Annotated in this window: 26 protein-coding genes; 25 read left to right on the forward strand and 1 reads right to left on the reverse strand. The window is 64.6% G+C overall.

Annotation, left to right across the window (positions count from 1 at the left end; genetic code table 11):
• Nucleotides 1–88: 88 nt before the first annotated feature.
• Nucleotides 89–1,552, forward strand: a complete 1,464-nt coding sequence (locus tag KHO41_RS23825) for a glutamate synthase subunit beta (protein ID WP_211955730.1) — start codon at nt 89–91, stop codon at nt 1,550–1,552.
• Between the two features lie 68 nt (nt 1,553–1,620).
• On the opposite strand, the gene KHO41_RS23830 is transcribed toward KHO41_RS23825, so the two are convergent.
• On the reverse strand, nt 1,621–2,160 hold the full coding sequence (locus KHO41_RS23830; protein ID WP_211955731.1) for a GNAT family N-acetyltransferase: 540 nt from the start codon (nt 2,158–2,160) through the stop codon (nt 1,621–1,623).
• 228 nt (nt 2,161–2,388) lie between these two features.
• Here KHO41_RS23830 and KHO41_RS23835 point away from each other — a divergent pair, with 228 nt between their 5' ends.
• The 24 genes from KHO41_RS23835 (at nt 2,389) to tatA (ending at nt 20,428) form a co-directional block, all read left to right on the forward strand.
• Nucleotides 2,389–3,474 carry a Bug family tripartite tricarboxylate transporter substrate binding protein gene (locus KHO41_RS23835; protein ID WP_211955732.1) on the forward strand — a complete coding sequence of 362 codons (1,086 nt, stop codon included), beginning with the start codon at nt 2,389–2,391 and terminating at the stop codon, nt 3,472–3,474.
• Between the two features lie 105 nt (nt 3,475–3,579).
• Nucleotides 3,580–4,401, forward strand: a complete 822-nt coding sequence (locus tag KHO41_RS23840) for an ABC transporter ATP-binding protein (protein ID WP_211955733.1) — start codon at nt 3,580–3,582, stop codon at nt 4,399–4,401.
• On the forward strand, nt 4,398–5,174 hold the full coding sequence (gene mlaE, locus KHO41_RS23845; RefSeq protein WP_211955734.1) for a lipid asymmetry maintenance ABC transporter permease subunit MlaE: 777 nt from the start codon (nt 4,398–4,400) through the stop codon (nt 5,172–5,174). The genes KHO41_RS23840 and mlaE overlap by 4 nt, the downstream gene beginning before the upstream one ends.
• Nucleotides 5,175–5,226: 52 nt before the next feature.
• Entirely contained in the window at nt 5,227–5,748 is a 522-nt protein-coding gene (mlaD, locus tag KHO41_RS23850; protein ID WP_211955735.1) for an outer membrane lipid asymmetry maintenance protein MlaD, read from the forward strand.
• Nucleotides 5,745–6,656: an MlaA family lipoprotein gene (locus KHO41_RS23855; protein WP_211955736.1), complete on the forward strand. Its 912-nt coding sequence runs from the start codon at nt 5,745–5,747 to the stop codon at nt 6,654–6,656. The genes mlaD and KHO41_RS23855 overlap by 4 nt, the downstream gene beginning before the upstream one ends.
• Nucleotides 6,657–6,869: 213 nt before the next feature.
• Complete coding sequence (locus KHO41_RS23860) at nt 6,870–7,499, forward strand: MlaC/ttg2D family ABC transporter substrate-binding protein (protein WP_211955737.1); 630 nt, start codon at nt 6,870–6,872, stop codon at nt 7,497–7,499.
• A 140-nt stretch (nt 7,500–7,639) separates the two neighbouring features.
• Nucleotides 7,640–7,924 (forward strand): STAS domain-containing protein, encoded by a 285-nt coding sequence (locus KHO41_RS23865; protein ID WP_211955779.1) that lies wholly within the window; start codon nt 7,640–7,642, stop codon nt 7,922–7,924.
• Nucleotides 7,925–8,152: 228 nt separating this feature from the next.
• On the forward strand, nt 8,153–9,103 hold the full coding sequence (locus KHO41_RS23870) for an ABC transporter ATP-binding protein (protein WP_211955738.1): 951 nt from the start codon (nt 8,153–8,155) through the stop codon (nt 9,101–9,103).
• The gene (locus tag KHO41_RS23875; protein WP_211955739.1) at nt 9,100–9,921 is read left to right on the forward strand and encodes an ABC transporter permease; all 822 of its coding nucleotides are present in this window, start codon (nt 9,100–9,102) and stop codon (nt 9,919–9,921) included. The genes KHO41_RS23870 and KHO41_RS23875 overlap by 4 nt, the downstream gene beginning before the upstream one ends.
• A gap of 32 nt (nt 9,922–9,953) precedes the next feature.
• Nucleotides 9,954–10,202 (forward strand): BolA family protein, encoded by a 249-nt coding sequence (locus KHO41_RS23880; RefSeq protein ID WP_211955740.1) that lies wholly within the window; start codon nt 9,954–9,956, stop codon nt 10,200–10,202.
• 110 nt (nt 10,203–10,312) lie between these two features.
• The gene (murA, locus tag KHO41_RS23885; protein WP_211955741.1) at nt 10,313–11,563 is read left to right on the forward strand and encodes a UDP-N-acetylglucosamine 1-carboxyvinyltransferase; all 1,251 of its coding nucleotides are present in this window, start codon (nt 10,313–10,315) and stop codon (nt 11,561–11,563) included.
• A gap of 8 nt (nt 11,564–11,571) precedes the next feature.
• Nucleotides 11,572–12,246, forward strand: a complete 675-nt coding sequence (hisG, locus tag KHO41_RS23890; protein ID WP_011299255.1) for an ATP phosphoribosyltransferase — start codon at nt 11,572–11,574, stop codon at nt 12,244–12,246.
• Between the two features lie 28 nt (nt 12,247–12,274).
• Nucleotides 12,275–13,612, forward strand: a complete 1,338-nt coding sequence (gene hisD / locus KHO41_RS23895) for a histidinol dehydrogenase (RefSeq protein ID WP_211955742.1) — start codon at nt 12,275–12,277, stop codon at nt 13,610–13,612.
• A gap of 45 nt (nt 13,613–13,657) precedes the next feature.
• Nucleotides 13,658–14,758: a histidinol-phosphate transaminase gene (gene hisC / locus KHO41_RS23900; protein WP_211955743.1), complete on the forward strand. Its 1,101-nt coding sequence runs from the start codon at nt 13,658–13,660 to the stop codon at nt 14,756–14,758.
• 4 nt (nt 14,759–14,762) lie between these two features.
• On the forward strand, nt 14,763–15,350 hold the full coding sequence (gene hisB / locus KHO41_RS23905; RefSeq protein ID WP_011299252.1) for an imidazoleglycerol-phosphate dehydratase HisB: 588 nt from the start codon (nt 14,763–14,765) through the stop codon (nt 15,348–15,350).
• A gap of 92 nt (nt 15,351–15,442) precedes the next feature.
• The gene (locus KHO41_RS23910; RefSeq protein WP_011299251.1) at nt 15,443–16,066 is read left to right on the forward strand and encodes a YchE family NAAT transporter; all 624 of its coding nucleotides are present in this window, start codon (nt 15,443–15,445) and stop codon (nt 16,064–16,066) included.
• Nucleotides 16,063–16,716 carry an imidazole glycerol phosphate synthase subunit HisH gene (gene hisH, locus KHO41_RS23915; RefSeq protein WP_211955744.1) on the forward strand — a complete coding sequence of 218 codons (654 nt, stop codon included), beginning with the start codon at nt 16,063–16,065 and terminating at the stop codon, nt 16,714–16,716. Before KHO41_RS23910 ends, hisH begins: the two co-directional genes overlap by 4 nt.
• Nucleotides 16,717–16,836: 120 nt before the next feature.
• Nucleotides 16,837–17,583 (forward strand): 1-(5-phosphoribosyl)-5-[(5-phosphoribosylamino)methylideneamino]imidazole-4-carboxamide isomerase, encoded by a 747-nt coding sequence (gene hisA / locus KHO41_RS23920; protein WP_011299249.1) that lies wholly within the window; start codon nt 16,837–16,839, stop codon nt 17,581–17,583.
• Between the two features lie 68 nt (nt 17,584–17,651).
• Nucleotides 17,652–18,422: an imidazole glycerol phosphate synthase subunit HisF gene (hisF, locus tag KHO41_RS23925; RefSeq protein WP_211955745.1), complete on the forward strand. Its 771-nt coding sequence runs from the start codon at nt 17,652–17,654 to the stop codon at nt 18,420–18,422.
• A 2-nt stretch (nt 18,423–18,424) separates the two neighbouring features.
• Nucleotides 18,425–18,832, forward strand: coding sequence for a phosphoribosyl-AMP cyclohydrolase (hisI, locus tag KHO41_RS23930; RefSeq protein ID WP_011299247.1), 408 nt, complete (start codon nt 18,425–18,427; stop codon nt 18,830–18,832).
• Nucleotides 18,829–19,206 (forward strand): phosphoribosyl-ATP diphosphatase, encoded by a 378-nt coding sequence (locus tag KHO41_RS23935; protein ID WP_211955746.1) that lies wholly within the window; start codon nt 18,829–18,831, stop codon nt 19,204–19,206. The genes hisI and KHO41_RS23935 overlap by 4 nt, the downstream gene beginning before the upstream one ends.
• Nucleotides 19,207–19,262: 56 nt before the next feature.
• Nucleotides 19,263–19,652, forward strand: a complete 390-nt coding sequence (locus tag KHO41_RS23940) for a DUF4870 family protein (RefSeq protein ID WP_211955747.1) — start codon at nt 19,263–19,265, stop codon at nt 19,650–19,652.
• A 51-nt stretch (nt 19,653–19,703) separates the two neighbouring features.
• Nucleotides 19,704–20,060 carry a histidine triad nucleotide-binding protein gene (locus KHO41_RS23945; protein ID WP_211955748.1) on the forward strand — a complete coding sequence of 119 codons (357 nt, stop codon included), beginning with the start codon at nt 19,704–19,706 and terminating at the stop codon, nt 20,058–20,060.
• Nucleotides 20,061–20,206: 146 nt separating this feature from the next.
• Nucleotides 20,207–20,428: a Sec-independent protein translocase subunit TatA gene (tatA, locus tag KHO41_RS23950; protein WP_011299243.1), complete on the forward strand. Its 222-nt coding sequence runs from the start codon at nt 20,207–20,209 to the stop codon at nt 20,426–20,428.
• The last annotated feature ends 75 nt before the right edge of the window (nt 20,429–20,503 follow it).

Raw genomic sequence — 20,503 nt, forward strand, 5'->3', positions numbered from 1 at the left:
GGCAACACCGGCGGCGATCCCGACAAGATACTGACCTCACAGCAAGGCCGGCCACGCCGGTCTTGCCCAGCAAGATCAAGGACGCAACATGGGTAAGGCGACTGGCTTTCTCGAATTTCCGCGCCAGAACGAAGGCTACGAAGCGGTAGTCAAGCGCGTGAAGCACTACAAGGAATTCGTGTTCGCGCTGTCCGACAGCGAGGCGAAGATCCAGGGTGCGCGCTGCATGGACTGCGGCATCCCGTTCTGCAACAACGGCTGCCCGGTCAACAACATCATCCCCGACTTCAACGACCTGGTGTACCGCCAGGACTGGAAGTCGGCGATCGAGGTGCTGCACCAGACCAACAACTTCCCCGAGTTCACGGGCCGCATCTGCCCGGCACCGTGCGAGGCTGCCTGCACGCTCGGCATCAACGAACTGCCGGTCGGCATCAAGTCGATCGAGCACGCGATCATCGACAAGGCCTGGGAAGAAGGTTGGGTCGCACCGCAGCCGCCGAAGCACAAGACCGGCAAGACCGTCGCCGTGGTCGGCTCGGGCCCCGCTGGCATGGCTGCTGCGCAGCAACTGGCACGCGCCGGCCATGACGTGACCGTGTTCGAAAAGAACGATCGCATCGGCGGCCTGCTGCGCTATGGCATCCCCGACTTCAAGATGGAGAAGACGCTGATCGACCGCCGCATCGAGCAGATGCAGGCCGAAGGCGTGACCTTCCGCGCGGGCGTGATGGTGACCGAAGGCGCGCTGCCGGCTGGCATCAAGAACTACGCACGTGAAACCATCTCCGCCAAGGACCTGATGGACCAGTTCGACGCGGTCGTGCTGGCCGGCGGTTCGGAAGTCCCGCGCGACCTGCCGGTGCCGGGCCGTGACCTGGACGGCATCCACTTCGCGCTGGAATTCCTGATTCCGCAGAACAAGGAAGTGGCCGGCGATGGCGAGAACGACATCCGTGCCGAAGGCAAGAACGTGATCGTGATCGGTGGTGGCGATACGGGTTCCGACTGCGTCGGCACCTCGAACCGCCATGGCGCGACCTCGGTGAACCAGTTTGAACTGCTGCCGCAGCCGCCGGAAGAAGAGGACAAGCCGCTGGTGTGGCCGTACTGGCCGATCAAGCTGCGCACCTCTTCGTCGCACGAAGAGGGTTGCGACCGCGACTGGTCCGTCGCCACCAAGGAATTCATCGGCGAAAACGGCAAGGTCACCGCGCTGAAGGCCTGCCGCGTCGAGTGGAAGGACGGCAAGATGCAGGAAGTGCCGGGCAGCGAGTTCATCCTGCCGGCCGACCTCGTGCTGCTGGCAATGGGCTTTACCAACCCGGTGGGTTCGATGCTGGACGCATTCGGTGTTGACACCGATGCGCGCAAGAACGCCAAGGCTGCCACGGAAGGCGAGCGTGCGTACCACACCAATGTGCCGAAGGTGTTCGCCGCTGGCGACGTGCGCCGTGGCCAGTCGCTGGTGGTGTGGGCGATTCGGGAAGGCCGCCAGGCTGCGCGTTCGGTTGACGCGTTCCTGATGGGACATACGGAACTGCCGCGCTGATCAGCTGGAAAGCTCGTTCAGGAAAGACGCCGGGTGAATCCCGGCGTTTTTTTGCCTCGATGACGCGCTCAGGCAACGAGCACACGCTCCATCATCATCGCACCCGGCCCATAATCGGCCAGCTTTTCCGCATATGCGGAGCCCGGGTGCGCAACCACTGGCACGTACCCAACCCTGCGCCACCACGGCGCCGCCGATTGCACGGCAATCAACCGGGAGTGCCGCAGACCGCCATCGAGCGCGGACTGCAGCGCAGCTTCGTAGAGCCGCATCGCCAGCCCGCCACCGCGTCCGGCTGGCGCCACAGCCATGTCATGGACAAACCAGGTGAGCGTCGCCGTATCGGTGCCATCGTGCGCGGATTGCGGCAGTAAGCCGTTGAGCGGCGGCAGGCTGCCTTGCGGCCAGGGATGCGTGAACAAGTACGCGGCCAGCGCCGCTCGATCATCCCAGGACGTGGCGACCCAGCACGTGGCCGGCGATAGCGCGAGCCGGCTGGCGAAGGCCTCCGTGCCTTCAAGAAGATCACTGCGATAGCACTCCGCTTGAACGCGGAGCACGCCGGGCAAGTCAGCGGCCGTCATGCGCCGCAGCAAAAATTCAGACATTCGACATTGTAGAAGACCTTGCAACTGGTTGCGCAACTGCCTCCCAGCGCCGGGATTCCCTTGGCACACAAGGGCTTCAGGGTTCTCCCGCGCTATGGTTTACGTGCCTGTGCCCCCCTTTGGGTTGTTCGTACAATTTTCAAAAAACAAAAACGGAAACTGCCTCGAATCCATTTTTCCGTCGACCTAGCTGCGGTCCTGCTAAGCGGGACACGCCGGAGAAAATTGATGTCCGAAGTGCGCACATTGTCGCGGCTTTGGCGAGGTAAAGCGAAGTTGACGCTTCCTGCTGCCATCCGGGATGCTGTAGTGATGTGGTTTGGGGTGTTGGCCGCGTTTATTGCGGCAGGGGCACCTTTTGCTGCGCAGGCGGTATCGCCAGCCGTTGCCTCGGCGCCGCTTGCCACGGCGCGGGCCATCTCGTTTCCGGCGCGTCCGATGCGCCTGATCGTTCCGTTTCCGGCAGGCGGCGTCGCCGACGCCGTTGCCCGCTTGCTGGCCGAACGGCTGTCCGCACGCCTCGGTGTGCCCGTCGACGTGGACAACCGACCCGGCGCGGCCGGTACCACGGCCGGCGATGTCGTGGCGAAGGCCAGCTCGGACGGCCACACGCTGCTGTTCCACCAGGCCAATATGCTGATCCAGCCGGGACTGGAGCCCGTGCCATACGATGTCGTGCGGGACTTCACGCCGGTGGCGCGCGTGGCCACGACGCCGTTGTTCCTCGTCATCGACGGCCGGCTCCCCATGCGTACGCCAGAACAATGGGCGGTCGCGGTCAAGTCGAACCCCGGTTCCTACAGCTACGGGTATGGCCAGCCGGGAAGCCCGTCACACCTCTATGCCGAGTTCGCCGTGCGCGGTGTCCGCAACGGGGTGCCGCTGGTCACGGCCAAAGGCGAGGGCGCCGTTGTGCAGGAAATGCTCGCCGGGCGTATCAGCGCGTGCTTCTGTTCCTATGCCGCTGTGCAAAGCCATGTGCGCAACGGCTCGCTGCGCATGATCGGCGTGACCGGCGTGTCGCGCTCGCCGCTGGCGCCGCTGGTGCCGACGCTGCAGGAATCTGGTCTGGAGGGCTACGCCGCCGCGGCGTGGTTTGGCGTGATGGCGCCGGCCAAGACGCCGCGCGCCATCGTTGCGCGGCTGGCGGGGGAGCTCGACGAGGTGATGGCCGAGCGCGAAGTCCGCGCACGCCTGATGGCAGCCGGCCTGACCCCGCTACGCGATTCTCCGGAGGCTTTTGCGACCGCAATCCGCTCGGAGTCGATCCAGTGGCAGGTGATCCTGCGTGATGCCGCGCAGGGCGAGCCATAGCCCCGACACAACCCTTCGCCGGCGGATGTGGCGGCGGCCACACGGGCCGCCTGCAGTCCTAGGTAGTAGCCCTTATAATGCGCGACTGCCCGGACTGCTGCCAACGTGACTGATCCTGCCCATAATCTCGTCGAACTCAACGCGGTAGATTTTGCCTACTCGCCAGATGCCAAGCCGATCCTGACCGGCCTGACCATGCAATTTCCGCGTGGCAAGGTGATCGCGGTGATGGGCGGCTCGGGCTGTGGCAAGACTACCGTGCTGCGCCTGATCGGCGGTCAGGTGCGGCCGCAAGCCGGTACGGTCACCTTCGGCGGTGCCGATATCCACACGCTCGATACGACGGGGCTGTACGCTGTGCGGCGCCAGATGGGCATGCTGTTCCAGTTCGGCGCGCTGTTCACGGACCTGTCGGTGTTCGATAACGTGGCCTTTCCGCTGCGCGAGCATACGGACCTGCCAGAGTCGATGATCCGCGATCTCGTGCTCATGAAGCTCAATGCGGTGGGGCTGCGCGGCGCGCGCGAGCTGATGCCGTCGCAGATCTCCGGCGGCATGGCGCGCCGGGTGGCGCTCGCACGCGCGATTGCGCTCGATCCGTCGCTGCTGATGTACGACGAGCCGTTTGCCGGACTCGACCCGATCTCGCTGGGGCTGACCGCGCGGCTGATCCGCAGCCTCAATGATGCGCTCGGCGCCACCACCATCATCGTCTCGCACGACGTGCACGAGACGTTCCAGATCGCGGACTACGTGTATTTCATTGCCAACGGCCGCATCGCCGCACAGGGCGAGCCCGAAGCGCTGCGCGCCTCGACCGATCCGTTCGTGCGTCAGTTCGTGCATGCCGAGGCCGATGGTCCCGTGCCTTTCCACTATCCGGGCCCGTCGCTGGTCGAGGACTTTGCCGGCGGGGGTGTGCAATGACAGGCTTCTTCGTCTCCATCGGCTCAGCGGTGCGGCAAGGTGTCATCGGCCTTGGCCAGGCTGCACGCATGTTCTTCACCGTGCTGGGTTTGTCCCCGGCGCTGCTGCGGCGCTTCCGCCTGGTGACCGACCAGATCTTCTTTGTCGGCAACCTGTCGCTCGTGATCATCGCCGTGTCCGGCCTGTTCGTCGGCTTTGTGCTCGGCCTGCAGGGCTACTACACGCTGAACCGCTACGGCTCGGAACAGGCGCTCGGCCTGCTGGTCGCGCTGTCGCTCGTGCGCGAACTCGGCCCGGTGGTGACGGCGCTGCTGTTCGCGGGACGCGCGGGCACGTCACTGACCGCGGAAATCGGCCTGATGAAGGCGGGCGAACAGTTGACCGCCATGGAAATGATGGCCGTCAACCCGCTGCAGCGCGTGATTGCGCCGCGCTTCTGGGCGGGCGTGGTGGCCATGCCGGTGCTGGCGGCGATCTTCAGTGCCGTCGGCATTCTCGGCGGCTATCTGGTCGGTGTGCAGTTGATCGGCGTGGATGCCGGGGCTTTCTGGTCGCAGATGCAGGGCGGCGTGGATGTGCGTGCAGACGTGCTCAACGGCGTCATCAAGAGCTTTATCTTCGGCATCGCCGTGACGTTCATCGCGCTGTATCAGGGCTTCGAGGCCAAGCCTACGCCGGAAGGCGTGTCGCGCGCCACGACGCGTACCGTGGTGATCGCGTCGCTGGCCGTGCTGGGGCTGGATTTCCTGCTGACCGCGCTGATGTTCAGCTGATTGGCGGCGTCACCGGGGCAACTGACAGGACAACGGGTAAAAAGAGATCCCAATGAAAAAAAGTGCACTCGATTTCTGGGTGGGGCTGTTCGTGGTGCTGGGCTTCGTTGCCCTGCTGTTCCTGGCCCTGAAGGCTGGCAACATGAGCGCGTTCACGTTCCAGGAAACCTACGCAGTCGAAGCCCGCTTCGACAATATCGGCGGCCTGAAGCCGCGCGCGCCGGTCAAGAGCGCCGGCGTGGTGGTAGGGCGTGTGGCCGCGATCCGGTTCGATGACAAGACCTACCAGGCCACCGTGGTCATGAACCTGGAAAAGCAGTACCAGTTTCCGAAGGACACCTCGGCCAAGATCCTGACCTCGGGCCTGCTGGGCGAGCAGTACATCGGCCTGGAGGCCGGTGGCGATACCGCCATGCTGGCGCAGGGCTCGCGCATCACCATGACGCAGTCGGCCGTGGTGCTGGAAAACCTGATCGGGCAGTTCCTGTACAACAAGGCAGCCGACGCCGGAGCCGGCGGGGGCAGCGGCGGTGGCGCGGCAAGCGCGCCGGCCCTGGGCGGAGCCGGCAAATGACCGTTCCTTCCTGCAAGCTGGCGGCCAGGCACGCTATCCTGGCGTTGGCAGCTGGTACCCTGATGGGGCTGGCGGGTTGCGCCACTGGCCCGACCGCGAACCCGAAGGATCCGCTCGAGCCGTTCAATCGCGAGGTCTCGCGCATCAATGAAGACTTCGACAAGGGCGTGCTGAGGCCTGTTGCCCAGCTTTATGCGGACTACATTCCGTCGCCTGTCCAGACCGCGGTGGACAACTTCTTCTCGAATGTCAGCGACGTCTATTCGGCGGTGAACAACCTGCTGCAGGGCAAGCCCAGCCGTGCCGCCGAGGACACCATGCGGGTGGCGATCAACACCGTGCTGGGTATTGGCGGCTTGATCGACATTGCCACGCCGGGCGGCCTGCCCAAGTACAAGGAAGATTTCGGCCAGACGCTTGGCGTCTGGGGCGTGCCGGCGGGACCATACCTCGTGTTGCCGCTGTTCGGGCCGAGCACAGTGCGTGACACCGCGGGCATGCTGGTGGACCGGCAGATCGATCCGTCAGCCTATTTTTATCCCGTTTCGCTGCGCAACTCGATGATCGGCGTGCGCATTGTGGCGGGCCGCGCGCAACTGCTTGGCGCGACCAACCTGCTCGAGCAGGCTGCGCTGGACAAGTATGCGTTCCTGCGCGACTCCTATCTGCAACGGCGCGAGTATCTGATCTACGACGGCAATCCTCCTGGTCAGGACAACGATGAATCGGAGAGCGATGGTGCGCCGGCGCAGCCTTCCTCGTCGCCTTCCCAGCCGTCGTCCGAGCAGCCGTCTCAGCCGGCTGCACCCGCCGAAGGTGCCACCCAGCCGGAGGGCCAGAACCTGCCGGTGCCGCCTGCGTCGCCGATGCAGCGCATCGTTCCGGGTGGCGGCCTGCGCATCCGCTGAAGTGGGCGGGTAAAGCTGTAAATGCGCTGTAAGACGGCTGTGAATGCGCTGTGAGCGCTGAAACAATTTGTTTTGAAGTGGCGGGCAATGCGCTGGGACCGGCAACTCGCCGCCACGGACTGTGTTCCAATGTGCGCAACGCTTGGGGATTGCAGGCTTCGCAAGCCGATCCTGCCCCGGGCGGCGAATGAATCTGACTGAGAAGGAAAATCCATGATCAAGCGACTGTTGCTCCCCCTCCTCGCTGTAGCTGCCTTTACCGGCGCCGCCCATGCGCAGGTCTCGGCGCAGGATGCCGCCAGCCCCGAAGCGCTGGTCAAGACCGTGGTCAACGATGTGATGGCCAGCGTCAAGAGCGACAAGGACATGCAGGCCGGGAATATCGCCAAGATCTCCGCCCTGGTCGAGCAGAAGATCCTGCCGAACGCGAACTTCCAGAAGACCACGCAGATCGCCATGGGGCGCAACTGGTCGAAGGCCACGCCCGAACAGCAGAAGGTCATCACCGACGAGTTCAAGACGCTGCTGATCCGTACCTACGCGGGTGCGATCGCGCAGATCCGCGACCAGACCGTGCAGTACAAGCCGTACCGTGGTTCGCCGGACGACACCGATGCGACCATCCGCACGCAGGTGATCAACAAGGGCGAGCCGATCCAGCTCGACTACCGTCTCGAGAAGACGGCGCAGGGCTGGAAGGTCTATGACATCAACGTGCTGGGCGCGTGGCTGACCGAGGCCTACAAGGGCAGCTTCAACACCATCGTCGGCCAGCAGGGCGTGGACGGCGTGATCAAGACGCTGCAGGACCGCAACCGCCAGCTGGCCAACGCCAAGAGCTGACGTCGCACTGCCTTTGCGGCGCTGCATTGCAGCACGCAGCGGCAATCTGCTCTACAATCGCTGTACGCATGCAAGCTCCCGCCTTTGTGCGGGAGCTTGTGTTTCCGGAACCCACTGGCTTCGCCGATCCGACTTTCCCGATGCTTTCACTTGGCACTTCGCTGACCAACCAGAACGCCGCCGCCGTGCTGCGTGACGGCCTGTCGCGCGTGACCCAGGGCGAAACGCAGATCGATTGCGCAGCGCTGGAACAGGTCGATTCGTCGGCCGTAGCCGTGCTGCTGGCCTGGCAGCGTGCCGCTGCCGCCCGCCAGGGCAAGCTGGCGCTGAGCGGCGTGCCACGGCAACTCGCCGAACTGGCCTCGCTGTACGGGGTCGACAGCCTGCTGGGCCTGGCCCCGCAGGCGGCTGCCCATCGACATTGAACCGGCATCCCTGACCGCGCGCCACACAGCGGTCATCCGGATGCCCCGGCCGCTGCCTGAGGCGGTGGCCGCGCCCCAAGCGGGACTGTCCCCGCATCCCCTATAATTCCGGGTTGTTCGCCCATTCCCCCGCGGCACTTCAGGCCGGGTCAGGGTAGCCCCGGGCACCAGTTGGTCCCCATTTCCAGACGGCCAGTCCCCAACCGGGACAGCCCCAGACATTTGGCCATGAAAGCCATCGAACTCACCGACGTTCGCAAGCGCTACGGCAACCTGCAGGCGCTCAAGGGCGTCAGCTTCACCGTCGAGCGCGGCGAATTCTTCGGTCTGCTCGGTCCCAACGGTGCCGGCAAGACCACGCTGATCTCCATCCTGGCGGGACTGAACCGTGCGGATTCCGGCCGTGTCAGTGTGCTCGGGCACGATGTCGTGTCCGATTACCGCATGGCGCGGCGTATGCTCGGTGTGGTGCCGCAGGAACTTGTGTTCGATCCCTTCTTCACCGTGCGCGAGACGCTGCGGCTGCAGTCCGGCTACTTCGGCCTGACGCGCAATGACGACTGGATCGACGAGATCATGGCCAACCTCGATCTCACCAACAAGGCCGACGCCAACATGCGCCAGCTCTCGGGCGGCATGAAGCGGCGCGTGCTGGTGGCGCAGGCGCTGGTGCACCGTCCGCCCGTGATCGTGCTGGATGAGCCCACCGCCGGCGTGGACGTGGAGTTGCGCCAGACGCTGTGGAAGTTCATTTCGCGGCTGAACCGGGAAGGGCACACCATCATCCTGACCACGCACTACCTCGAAGAGGCCGAAGCGCTGTGCGATCGCATCGCCATGCTGAAGTTTGGCGAGGTCGTGGCGCTGGACCGCACCAGCAACCTGCTGACGCAGTTCGCCGGCCTGCAGCTCGTGCTGACGTTCTCGCGCGGTGCGCTGCCGACGGCGCTCGAGCCGCTGCGCATGCCGGCCAACCCGGGCGAGCGCGCGGTGCGCCTGCGCTTGTCGGGCTACCCGGCGGTGGAACCTATCCTGGCCGCCTGCCGAGAGGCCGGCTGCGAAATCGAAGACATGGAAATCAACAAGGCCGATCTCGAGGACGTGTTCGTCCAGATCATGCGGCGCGAGGGGCACATGCCCGGCGCGCTGCCCGACCAGGCCATGGAGGCAGCGGCATGAAACAGCCCGGCGATATCGAAGTGCTCGACGGCACGCGGCTCGCGTCGATGGCCGTCGGCGGGCTGGTTGGCTTCCGCACGCTGCTTTACAAGGAAGTACTGCGCTTCTGGAAGGTCAGCTTCCAGACCGTGGCCGCACCGGTGCTGACCGCCGTGCTGTACCTGCTGATCTTCGGCCACGTGCTGGAAGACCGCGTCAAGGTCTACGACCAGATCAGCTACACCGCGTTCCTCGTGCCGGGCCTGGTGATGATGAGCGTGCTGCAGAATGCATTCGCCAACAGTTCATCGTCGCTGATCCAGTCCAAGATCACCGGCAACCTGGTGTTCGTGCTGCTGCCGCCGCTGTCGCACTGGGAGATGTTCGGCGCGTATGTGGTCGCGTCGGTGATCCGCGGGCTGACCGTCGGGCTCGGCGTGCTGATCGTGACCGCATGGTTCGCCAATCTGCATTTCGCCAACGTCGGCTGGATTCTTGTATTCGCGCTGCTTGGCGCCGGCATTCTCGGCACGCTTGGGCTCATCGCCGGCATCTGGGCCGAGAAGTTCGACCAGCTCGCCGCATTCCAGAATTTCCTGATCATGCCCGCGACCTTCCTGTCGGGCGTGTTCTATTCCATCCATTCGCTGCCGGCCTTCTGGCAGGCGGTGTCCCATGCCAACCCGTTCTTCTACATGATCGACGGCTTCCGCTATGGCTTCTTCGGCGTCTCGGACGTGTCGCCGTTGTTCAGCCTGACGGTGGTCGGCGCGGCCTTCGTGCTGCTCGCGGCGCTGGCGCTGCGCCTGTTGAAGTCGGGTTACAAGCTGCGCCACTGAAGCGCGGCCCTCCACACAGAAGAGAAGAAAACATGCTGCCTACTCCGGAACAAGTCAGGGATTACATTGCCCAAGGTTTGCCCTGCGAACACCTGGAAGTCGAAGGTGACGGCCAGCACTTCTTTGCCACCATCGTGAGCGCCGAATTCGACGGCAAGCGGTTGATCCAGCGCCACCAGCGTGTGTACGCCGCGCTTGGCGACCGCATGCGCGCCGAGATCCACGCGCTGTCGATGAAGACGCTGACGCCAGCCGAATGGCAGGCGGGTGCCGGCAAGTAAAGGGCTAAGGGGCGGCAGCTTCACCGAACCGAGCCGCGCGCCAGGTGCGCGTGGCTCCCGCGAAATCGATGCCGGACGTGATGACCCCGTCCGGCCGCAACTGACAGAACATGGACAAATTCCAGATCCAGGGCAATGGCCCGCTCAAAGGCGAGATCCGTGTTTCCGGCGCCAAGAACGCGGCGCTGCCGATCCTGTGCGCGGGCCTGCTGACGGCCGATACCGTCACCATCGACAACGTGCCGAATCTGCAGGACACGCGCACCATGCTCAAGCTGCTGCGGCAGATGGGCATGCATGCCGAGATGAATGGCAGCACCGCCACGCTCACAGGCACCGACATCAATTCGCCCGAGGCACCGTATGAACTGGTGAAGACCATGCGCGCGTCGATCCTGGTGCTCGGCCCGCTGGTCGCGCGCTTCGGCGAGGCGCGTGTGTCGTTGCCCGGCGGCTGCGGCATCGGCGCGCGTCCGGTGGATCAGCACATCAAGGGCCTGCAGGCCATGGGCGCGGAGATCAGTATCGAGCATGGTTTCATCCACGCTCGTGCGTCGCGCCTGAAGGGCGCACGCGTGGTGACGGACATGATTACCGTGACCGGCACCGAAAACCTGCTGATGGCCGCGACGCTCGCCGATGGCGAGACGGTGCTCGAAAACGCCGCGCGCGAACCCGAGGTGACGGACCTTGCCAACCTGCTCGTCAAGATGGGCGCGAAGATTGACGGCATCGGTACTGACCGCCTGATCGTGCAGGGCGTCGACAAGCTGCATGGCGCGACGCACTCGGTCGTCGCCGACCGCATCGAGGCCGGCACCTTCCTGTGCGCAGCTGCGGCCACGCTCGGGGACCTGGTCCTGCGCGACATTCCGCCGCTGATCCTCGACGCCGTGCTGATCAAGCTGCGCGAGGCCGGTGCCAACATCGAAACCGGCGAGGACTGGATCCGCCTGTCCATGCCGCAACGCGCGCAGGCCGTGAGCTTCCGCACCTCGGAATACCCGGCGTTCCCGACCGACATGCAGGCCCAGTTCATGGCGCTCAATGCCGTGGCCGAAGGCACCGCCCGCATTACCGAGACGATCTTCGAAAACCGCTTCATGCACGTGCAGGAGCTGAACCGCCTGGGCGCCAACATCACCGCCGAAGGCAACACGGCCGTGGTGACCGGCGTGCCGCGCCTGTCCGGCGCCAGCGTGATGGCGACCGACCTGCGCGCATCGGCGAGCCTGGTCATCGCTGGCCTGGTCGCAGATGGCGATACCGTGATCGATCGCATCTACCACCTGGACCGCGGTTACGACCGCATGGAAGACAAGCTGTCGGCAGTCGGCGCCAAGATCCGCCGCATCGCCTGAGGAACCCGATGAGCCCCGCATTCAACGCTTCGCCCAACCAGCTCACGCTGGCGCTTTCCAAGGGCCGCATCTTCAAGGAAACGCTGCCGCTGCTCGAAGCCGCCGGTATCCGTGTCATGGAAGATCCGGAGACTTCGCGCAAGCTGATCCTGCCCACGTCCGATCCGGCCGTGCGCGTGATCATCGTGCGCGCGTCGGACGTGCCGACCTACGTGCAATACGGCGCGGCTGATTTCGGCGTGGCTGGCAAGGACGTGCTGATGGAGCACGGCATGACCGGCCTGTACGCGCCGATCGACCTGAACATCGCCCGCTGCCGCATGTCGGTGGCGGTGCCGGCCGGGTTTGACTATGCCAACGCCGTGCGCCAGGGCGCGCGCCTGTCGGTGGCGACCAAGTATGTGCAGACCGCGCGCGAGCACTTCGCCAAGAAGGGCGTGCACGTCGACCTGATCAAGCTGTACGGCTCGATGGAACTCGGCCCGCTGGTGGGCCTGTCGGATGCCATCGTCGACCTGGTCAGCACGGGCGGCACGCTGCGCGCGAACAACCTGGTGGAAGTCGAAGAGATCGTGCAGATTTCGTCGCGGCTGGTGGTGAACCAGGCTGCGCTGAAGCTCAAGCGCGAACGGCTGACGCCGATTCTCGACGCGTTCGAGAAGGCATCGGCGGCGCTGGCCTGAGGCCTGCGTCCCAGATAGGAATGGAGTCATGAACGCAACCGAAATGGAAAACGTGTCGATCCGCCGGCTCGACTCCGCCGAGCCGGGCTTTGCCCAGGCGCTGCGCGAGGTGCTGGCCTTCGAGGCCGCCGAGGATGAGGCCATCGACCGCGCCGTGGCGCAGATCCTGGCCGACGTGAAGGATCGCGGCGACGCTGCGGTACTCGAATACACGCAGCGGTTTGACCGGGTCGAAGCGGCGTCGATGAGCGCGCTGGAAATCTCGCAAAGCGAACTCGAAGCTGCGCTCGAAGACCTGGAACCGAAGCGCCGCGCCGCGCTGGAAGCCGCCGCCGCGCGCGTGCGTGCCTATCACGAGAAGCAGAAGATCGAATGCGGCAGCCATAGCTGGGAATACACCGAGGCCGACGGCACCATGCTGGGCCAGAAGGTGACGCCGCTGGACCGCGTCGGCATCTACGTGCCGGGTGGCAAGGCTGCGTACCCGTCATCGGTGCTGATGAATGCGATCCCGGCGCGCGTGGCGGGCGTCAAGGAAATCATCATGGTCGTGCCCACGCCGGGCGGCGTGCGCAATGAACTGGTGCTGGCGGCCGCGCAGATCGCGGGTGTCGACCGCGTGTTCACGATCGGCGGCGCGCAAGCCGTTGGCGCGCTGGCCTACGGCACGGCGACGCTGCCGCAGGTCGACAAGATCGTCGGCCCCGGCAATGCCTACGTGGCTGCGGCCAAGCGTCGCGTGTTCGGCACGGTCGGCATCGACATGATCGCCGGCCCGTCGGAGATCCTGGTGATCTGCGACGGCACGACCGATCCGGACTGGGTGGCGATGGACCTGTTTTCGCAGGCCGAGCACGATGAGCTCGCGCAATCGATCCTGCTGTGCCCGGACGCCGATTACATCGCGCAGGTCGAGGCGAGCATCCAGCGCCAGCTCGACAGCATGCCGCGCCGCGAGGTGATCGCCGCATCGATCTCGGGCCGTGGGGCGCTGATCAAGGTGCGCGACATGGAAGAGGCGTGCGAAATCGCCAACGCGATCGCGCCCGAGCACCTGGAGATCTCCGCCGAAAATCCGCGCCAGTGGAGCGAGAAGATCCGCCACGCGGGCGCCATCTTCCTGGGCCGCTATACCAGCGAGTCGCTCGGCGACTACTGTGCCGGCCCGAACCACGTGCTGCCGACCTCGCGCACCGCGCGCTTCTCGTCGCCGCTGGGCGTCTATGACTTCCAGAAGCGTTCGAGCCTGATCGAGGTCAGCGAGGGCGGGGCGCAGATGCTGGGCCAGATCGCGGCCGAACTTGCATATGGCGAAGGTTTGCAGGCTCACGCACGCAGCGCCGAGTACCGTTTCAAGCGTAGTTGAACCCATTGCTGCCGCGGCGTTGCGGCAGCCCATACAGGAGCATCCATGTCAGTCGTAGACCCTTCCCTGATCGAGCGAATCATCCGTGACGACGTGCGCGCCATGGGCGCCTACCACGTGCCGGATTCGCATGGTCTGGTGAAGCTCGATGCCATGGAGAACCCGTACCGCCTGCCGCCCGCACTGCGCAGCGAGCTGGCGGCGCGGCTTGGCGAGGTCGCGCTGAACCGCTACCCGGTGCCCAGCAGCGAGGCCTTGCGCGCCAAGCTCAAGGAAGTCATGCAGGTGCCGGCCGGCATGGAAGTGCTGCTCGGCAACGGCTCGGACGAAATCATCAGCATGCTTGCGCTGGCCGCGGCGCGGCCGGGAGCGAAGGTGATGGCGCCCGTGCCCGGTTTCGTGATGTATGCGATGTCGGCGCAGTTCGCGGGCCTGGAGTTCGTGGGCGTGCCGCTGCGCGCGGACTTCACGCTGGACCGCGATGCGATGCTGGCCGCCATGGCCGAGCACCAGCCCGCCATCGTCTATCTCGCTTATCCGAACAATCCGACCGGCAACCTGTTCGATGCCTCCGACATGGAAGCCATCGTCCGCGCCGCGCAGGGTAGCGTCTGCCGCAGCCTGGTAGTCGTGGACGAGGCTTACCAGCCGTTTGCGCAGGAAAGCTGGATGCCGCGCCTGACGGATTTCGGCAACCTGCTGGTCATGCGCACGGTGTCCAAGCTGGGCCTGGCCGGTATCCGCCTTGGCTATGTGGCGGGCGACCCGAAGTGGCTCGAGCAGCTCGACAAGGTGCGTCCGCCGTACAACGTCAACGTGCTGACCGAGGCGACCGCGCTGTTCGCGCTCGAGCACGTCGCGGTGCTCGACGAGCAGGCGGCCGAGTTGCGCGCCGAACGTGCGCGCGTGGCGGAAGGCATGGCGGCCCATGGCGGCGTGACCGTGTTCCCGAGCGCGGCCAATTTCGTGCTCGCACGCGTGCCGGATGCGGCACAGACGTTCGATCGGCTCCTTGCGCGCAAGGTACTGATCAAGAACGTGAGTAAAATGCACCCATTGCTGGCCAACTGTCTGCGCGTGACGGTCAGCACTCCCGAAGAAAACGCGCAGTTCCTTGAGGCATTCGCAGCGTCGCTGCAGGATTAACACCATGCGTGTTGCAGAGGTCACCCGCAATACATCGGAAACGCAAATCCGCGTTTCCCTGAATCTCGACGGCACCGGCCGCCAGAAACTGGCGTCGGGCGTGCCGTTCCTCGACCACATGCTCGACCAGATCGCCCGGCATGGCATGTTCGACCTTGAAGTCGAAGCCACCGGTGACACGCATATCGACGACCACCATACGGTGGAAGACGTAGGCATCACCCTGGGCCAGGCCGTGGCGAAGGCCATCGGCGACAAGAAGGGCATCACCCGCTACGGCCACAGCTACGTGCCGCTCGACGAATGCCTGTCGCGCGTGGTGATCGACTTCTCGGGCCGTCCCGGCCTGGAATTCCACGTGCCGTTCACGCGGGCCCGCGTGGGCAGTTTCGACGTCGACCTGACCATCGAGTTCTTCCGTGGCTTTGTCAATCATGCCGGCGTCACGCTGCATATCGACAACCTGCGCGGCATCAATGCCCACCATCAGTGCGAAACCGTGTTCAAGGCCTTCGGCCGGGCACTGCGCATGGCGGTGGAGCTGGACCCGCGCGCGGCCAACACCATTCCATCGACCAAGGGCACGCTCTGACCGGCTGCTGAACCGAAGGCGTGCCGGCTGGTTGCGGCGCCCGCTGACCGAACTTCGCGAACCCGGGCCGGGACACCGGCCATCCGCAACCGATGGATACGCTCAAGTCGTTTATTTCGCTGCTGGCGCTGATCAATCCGATCGGCGCCATTCCGTTTTTCATCAGCCTGACCAGTCAGCAGTCGGAAGCGGAAAAGCTGCGTACCATCAAGACTGCATCGGTTTCGGTGGCGATCGTGGTGGCGGTGTCGGCGCTGCTGGGCCAGCAGATCATCGAGTTCTTCAATATCTCGGTGGCGTCGCTGCAGGTCGGCGGCGGGCTCATCATGATCATGATGGCCATGAACATGCTGAACGCCCAGACCAGCCGCACCAAGGCCACGCCCGAAGAAGAGGACGAGGCCGAGGCGCGGTCCAGCATTGCGGTGGTGCCGCTGGCGCTGCCGCTGCTGACCGGGCCGGGCTCGATCAGCACGGTGATCGTTTATGCGGGCAAGACGCAGCACTGGTACCAGTTGCTGATCCTGGTCGGAATCGGCGTGGTGCTTGGTGCGGTGGTGTATGGGGTGTTCCGTGCGGCCGATCCGATCGCCCGCGTGGTGGGGCGTACCGGCATCAATATCGGCACGCGCCTGATGGGGCTGATCCTGTCGGCGCTGGCCGTTGAATTCATTGTGGACGGGCTGAAGACATTATTGCCTGTTTTGAAATCATGACTACCATAGCAATTGTGGATTACGGCATGGGCAACCTGCGCTCGGTGGCGCAGGCCCTGCGGGCCGCGGCACCGGAGGCGGATGTGCGCGTGGTGGATGCCCCGGAAGGCATTCGGAGCGCGGATCGCGTGGTGCTGCCGGGGCAGGGCGCCATGCCTGACTGCATGTCGGCGCTAGGCGCTTCGGGGCTGCAGGAGGCGGTGATCGAGGCGGCAGCCAGCAAGCCGATGTTCGGTGTGTGCGTTGGCGAACAGATGCTGTTCGAGTCCAGCAGCGAAGCCAGGCCCGGCACCGACAAGACGCTCTGCCTGGGGCTGATGCCGGGTGAAGTCACCCGCTTCGAACTGGAAGGGATGACCCAGCCGGACGGCTCGCGCTACAAGGTGCCGCAGATGGGCTGGAACCGTGTCAAACAGTCCAGGCCCCATCCGCTGTGGGATGGCATCCCGGACGAAAGCTGGTTTTACTTCGTGCACAGCTACTTCGTGCGCGCGCAGGATCCGGCCCACATTGCCGGCGAAACGGAGTATGGGGTCGTGTTTACCAGTGCGGTAGCACGCGATAATATTTTTGCCACGCAGTTCCACCCCGAAAAAAGCGCAGCCATGGGGTTGCAGCTTTACCGGAACTTCGTGCACTGGAATCCCTGAAGATCCGATCCGATCCGAGCCAGCCAACGCCATTCTGGAATACTTGCCTATTGACCCGGACTGACCGGCCACTGGCCGGGCTGGCTCTATCTCTCTCACTCAACCACGCTCGTCACGATTATGTTGCTCATTCCGGCCATCGACCTGAAGGACGGTCAGTGTGTACGCCTCAAACAAGGCGACATGGACCAGGCCACCGTCTTTTCCGAAGATCCCGCCGCCATGGCACGCCATTGGGTCAATCAGGGGGCGCGCCGCCTGCACCTGGTCGACCTCAACGGTGCATTTGTCGGCAAGCCCCGCAATGAAGCTGCCATCAAGGCCATCATCGCCGAAGTCGGCGATGAGATCCCGGTGCAGCTCGGCGGTGGTATCCGCGACCTGAACACCATCGAGCGGTGGCTGGACGACGGCCTGTCGTACGTCATCATCGGCACCGCCGCGGTGAAGAACCCCGGTTTCCTGAAGGACGCCTGCTCGGCGTTCGGCGGCCACATCATCGTCGGACTCGATGCCAAGGATGGCAAGGTGGCGACCGACGGCTGGAGCAAGCTGACCGGCCACGAGGTGGCGGACCTGGCACGCAAGTACGAAGACTACGGCGTGGAGGCCATCATCTATACCGACATCGGGCGCGACGGCATGCTGCAAGGGATCAATATCGATGCCACCGTCAAGCTGGCGCAGTCGATGTCGATTCCGGTGATTGCCAGCGGCGGCCTGTCCAACCTGGCCGATATCGACAACCTTTGCGCCGTGGAGAACGAAGGCGTGGAGGGCGTCATCTGCGGCCGTGCCATCTACTCCGGCGACCTCAACTTCACCGACGCGCAGGCGCGCGCGGACAAGCTGAGCAACGGGGAATAAGCCAACGCGCCCCGCGGGGCGCTGCCGCCGCAAGGCTACTACCAGTCTCGCGGCGGACAAGGAATCTCATGCTAGCCAAACGTATCATCCCCTGCCTCGATGTGACGAACGGGCGGGTGGTCAAGGGCGTCAACTTCGTCGAGCTGCGCGATGCGGGCGATCCCGTGGAAATCGCACGCCGCTACGATGAGCAGGGCGCCGATGAAATCACTTTCCTCGATATCACCGCGACCAGCGACGGGCGCGACCTGATCCTGCACATCATCGAGGCGGTGGCTTCGCAGGTGTTCATTCCGCTGACCGTTGGCGGCGGCGTGCGCGCCGTGGAAGACGTGCGGCGCCTGCTCAACGCCGGTGCGGACAAGATCAGCGTCAATTCGTCGGCGATCGCTAATCCGCAGCTCGTGTCGGACGCCACCGGCAAGTACGGCTCGCAGTGCATCGTGGTCGCCATCGACGCCAAGCGCAGCTCGGCGCCGGGCGAGCCCGCGCGCTGGGAAGTCTTTACGCACGGCGGGCGCAAGGCAACGGGGCTCGATGCGGTGGAGTGGGCCAAGGAAATGGCGGCGCGCGGCGCGGGCGAGATCCTGCTGACCAGCATGGATCGTGACGGTACCAAGAGCGGTTTCGACCTGGAACTCACGCGCGCGGTCAGCGACTCGGTGCCGGTGCCGGTGATCGCGTCGGGCGGCGTCGGCGGGCTGCAGGATCTGGCTGATGGCATCCGGCTCGGCCACGCGGATGCGGTGCTGGCCGCCAGCATCTTCCACTACGGCCAGCATACGGTTGGCGAGGCAAAGGCATTCATGGCCCGCGAGGGCATTCCTGTGCGGATCTGATCATGGCAAAGAAGTGGCTCAACAAGGTCAAGTGGGACGATAACGGCCTGGTGCCGGTGATCGTGCAGGAAGTCGGCACCAATGACGTGCTGATGTTCGCGTTCATGAACCGCGATGCGCTGCAGAAGACCGCGGAACTCGGCGAGGCTGTGTTCTGGTCGCGCTCGCGCAAGCGCCTGTGGCACAAGGGCGAAGAGTCCGGCCACGTGCAGAAGGTGCACGAGATGCGCCTCGACTGTGACGAAGACGTGGTACTGCTTAAGGTCACGCAGGTCGACAACATCGCCTGCCACACCGGGCGGCATTCGTGCTTCTTCCAGAAGTTCGAAGGCGACGCCGAGAGCGGCGACTGGCAGACTGTCGAGCCCGTGCTCAAGGACCCTTCCCAAATCTACACGGCCAAACCATGACCGAGTCCCACTCCGCCGGTGCTGACGTGCTGGCGCGCCTGGCCGCAGTGCTGGAGTCGCGCAAGCCCGAAAACGGCGGCGATCCCGAGAAATCGTACGTCGCGCGCCTGTTCCGCAAAGGCGACGACGCCATCCTCAAGAAGATCGGCGAGGAAGCCACCGAGACCGTGATGGCGGCCAAGGATGCGCGCGCCGCCGGCAAGACCGGCGCGGACGCCGACAAGGTCGTCTACGAGGTGGCCGACCTGTGGTTCCATACCATGGTCCTGCTGGCCAACTTCGGCCTGACGCCGGCCGATGTCGTCAACGAACTGGCGCGCCGCGAAGGCCTGTCCGGCATCGAGGAAAAGGCGAGCCGCAAGGACCAGGGCTGATACTGCAGCCCATCACCGGCCCATCGACCAGGGCGCACTGAATCGGGAGGGCGAGCATGGCGAACGACTACACCGGACAGGTCACCATCAGCGACAGCGAACGGGAGGGCAGCCTTCGCAAGCTGATGCATATTCTCTATGCGCTGTACGCGATCTTCTGGCTGACCGGCGGCGTGACGGCGCTGATCGCCATCATCGTCGACTACGTCAAGCGCGACGATGCGCGCGGCACGCTGTATGCATCGCACTTCGCTTGGCAGATCCGCTCGTTCTGGTGGTCGGTGGCGTGGGGGATCCTCGGTGGCGTGTTTTTCGTCAGCGTAGTGCTGATTCCGCTGGCCTTCGCGGTGTGGGGCGTTCTGTCCCTGTGGATGCTGTATCGTATCGTCAAGGGTTGGCTTTACCTTAACGACAGCAAGCCGATGTATCCGGAGCAGTCCTTCTAGCCGGGATATGGCGGCGCGCTGGTGTGCGCCCGACATCGCAATGAAAACTTCATGAATTCCCAGGATAATTGCATCTTCTGCAAGATTGTGGCTGGCCAGATCCCGTCGCGGAAAGTCTATGAAGACGACGACATGGTGGCTTTCCACGATATCCACCCGAAGGCCCCCGTACACTTCCTGCTGATCCCCAAGTCACACGTCGACTCGCTGGCGGAGTGCGGTCCAGCCGAAGGGGAGGTGCTTGCTAGAATGATGTTGAAGGTGCCAGAACTGGCGCGCGCGGCAGGCTGTGGCAACGGCTTCCGGACGGTGATCAATACCGGCCCGGATGGCGGCCAGGAGGTCTACCACCTGCACGTGCATGTGCTCGGTGGGCCGCGCCATCAATGGAAGGTGGCGCTGCCCTGAACAGGCAGCTCTTGGCATGAGGAGCCGGACCGCGTGTGCGGGCCGGACGCTGCGCCGGCAACCGTCGCCCGGCGCGGCCAAATTCGGACGGAACAACGGGTCCGGGCGGCAACAGGTATCGCCCGCGGCTTCATCAGGAGCAAGAAATGGGTTCGTTTAGCATTTGGCATTGGCTGATCGTTCTGGTGATCGTCATGCTCGTTTTCGGCACCAAGAAGCTGCGCAATATCGGTCAGGACCTGGGCGGCGCGGTCAAGGGCTTCAAGGATGGCATGAAGGAAGGCGACGACAAGGCGGCACCGGCCAAGGAACTGCGCGATTCCACCACGATCGACGTGGACGCCAAGGAAAAGACCCGCCAGCAATAAGCCCGGCACTCCGGCTTTTCCCCGTTCTCGTCCAGTCTCTTTGCACCGAGTGGTTGCTCGCCCGATGAATCTCGC

This window comes from Cupriavidus numazuensis (assembly GCF_905397435.1).
Lineage (GTDB): Bacteria > Pseudomonadota > Gammaproteobacteria > Burkholderiales > Burkholderiaceae > Cupriavidus > Cupriavidus numazuensis.

Coding starts and splice junctions, on each gene's coding strand:
- KHO41_RS23825 (WP_211955730.1), top strand. CDS start 89: ATGGGTAAGGCGACTGGCTTTCTCGAATTTCCGCGCCAGAACGAAGGC.
- KHO41_RS23830 (WP_211955731.1), bottom strand. CDS start 2,160: ATGTCTGAATTTTTGCTGCGGCGCATGACGGCCGCTGACTTGCCCGGC.
- KHO41_RS23835 (WP_211955732.1), top strand. CDS start 2,389: ATGTCCGAAGTGCGCACATTGTCGCGGCTTTGGCGAGGTAAAGCGAAG.
- mlaE (WP_211955734.1), top strand. CDS start 4,398: ATGACAGGCTTCTTCGTCTCCATCGGCTCAGCGGTGCGGCAAGGTGTC.
- mlaD (WP_211955735.1), top strand. CDS start 5,227: ATGAAAAAAAGTGCACTCGATTTCTGGGTGGGGCTGTTCGTGGTGCTG.
- KHO41_RS23855 (WP_211955736.1), top strand. CDS start 5,745: ATGACCGTTCCTTCCTGCAAGCTGGCGGCCAGGCACGCTATCCTGGCG.
- KHO41_RS23860 (WP_211955737.1), top strand. CDS start 6,870: ATGATCAAGCGACTGTTGCTCCCCCTCCTCGCTGTAGCTGCCTTTACC.
- KHO41_RS23865 (WP_211955779.1), top strand. CDS start 7,640: ATGCTTTCACTTGGCACTTCGCTGACCAACCAGAACGCCGCCGCCGTG.
- KHO41_RS23870 (WP_211955738.1), top strand. CDS start 8,153: ATGAAAGCCATCGAACTCACCGACGTTCGCAAGCGCTACGGCAACCTG.
- KHO41_RS23875 (WP_211955739.1), top strand. CDS start 9,100: ATGAAACAGCCCGGCGATATCGAAGTGCTCGACGGCACGCGGCTCGCG.
- KHO41_RS23880 (WP_211955740.1), top strand. CDS start 9,954: ATGCTGCCTACTCCGGAACAAGTCAGGGATTACATTGCCCAAGGTTTG.
- murA (WP_211955741.1), top strand. CDS start 10,313: ATGGACAAATTCCAGATCCAGGGCAATGGCCCGCTCAAAGGCGAGATC.
- hisG (WP_011299255.1), top strand. CDS start 11,572: ATGAGCCCCGCATTCAACGCTTCGCCCAACCAGCTCACGCTGGCGCTT.
- hisD (WP_211955742.1), top strand. CDS start 12,275: ATGAACGCAACCGAAATGGAAAACGTGTCGATCCGCCGGCTCGACTCC.
- hisC (WP_211955743.1), top strand. CDS start 13,658: ATGTCAGTCGTAGACCCTTCCCTGATCGAGCGAATCATCCGTGACGAC.
- hisB (WP_011299252.1), top strand. CDS start 14,763: ATGCGTGTTGCAGAGGTCACCCGCAATACATCGGAAACGCAAATCCGC.
- KHO41_RS23910 (WP_011299251.1), top strand. CDS start 15,443: ATGGATACGCTCAAGTCGTTTATTTCGCTGCTGGCGCTGATCAATCCG.
- hisH (WP_211955744.1), top strand. CDS start 16,063: ATGACTACCATAGCAATTGTGGATTACGGCATGGGCAACCTGCGCTCG.
- hisA (WP_011299249.1), top strand. CDS start 16,837: ATGTTGCTCATTCCGGCCATCGACCTGAAGGACGGTCAGTGTGTACGC.
- hisF (WP_211955745.1), top strand. CDS start 17,652: ATGCTAGCCAAACGTATCATCCCCTGCCTCGATGTGACGAACGGGCGG.
- hisI (WP_011299247.1), top strand. CDS start 18,425: ATGGCAAAGAAGTGGCTCAACAAGGTCAAGTGGGACGATAACGGCCTG.
- KHO41_RS23935 (WP_211955746.1), top strand. CDS start 18,829: ATGACCGAGTCCCACTCCGCCGGTGCTGACGTGCTGGCGCGCCTGGCC.
- KHO41_RS23940 (WP_211955747.1), top strand. CDS start 19,263: ATGGCGAACGACTACACCGGACAGGTCACCATCAGCGACAGCGAACGG.
- KHO41_RS23945 (WP_211955748.1), top strand. CDS start 19,704: ATGAATTCCCAGGATAATTGCATCTTCTGCAAGATTGTGGCTGGCCAG.
- tatA (WP_011299243.1), top strand. CDS start 20,207: ATGGGTTCGTTTAGCATTTGGCATTGGCTGATCGTTCTGGTGATCGTC.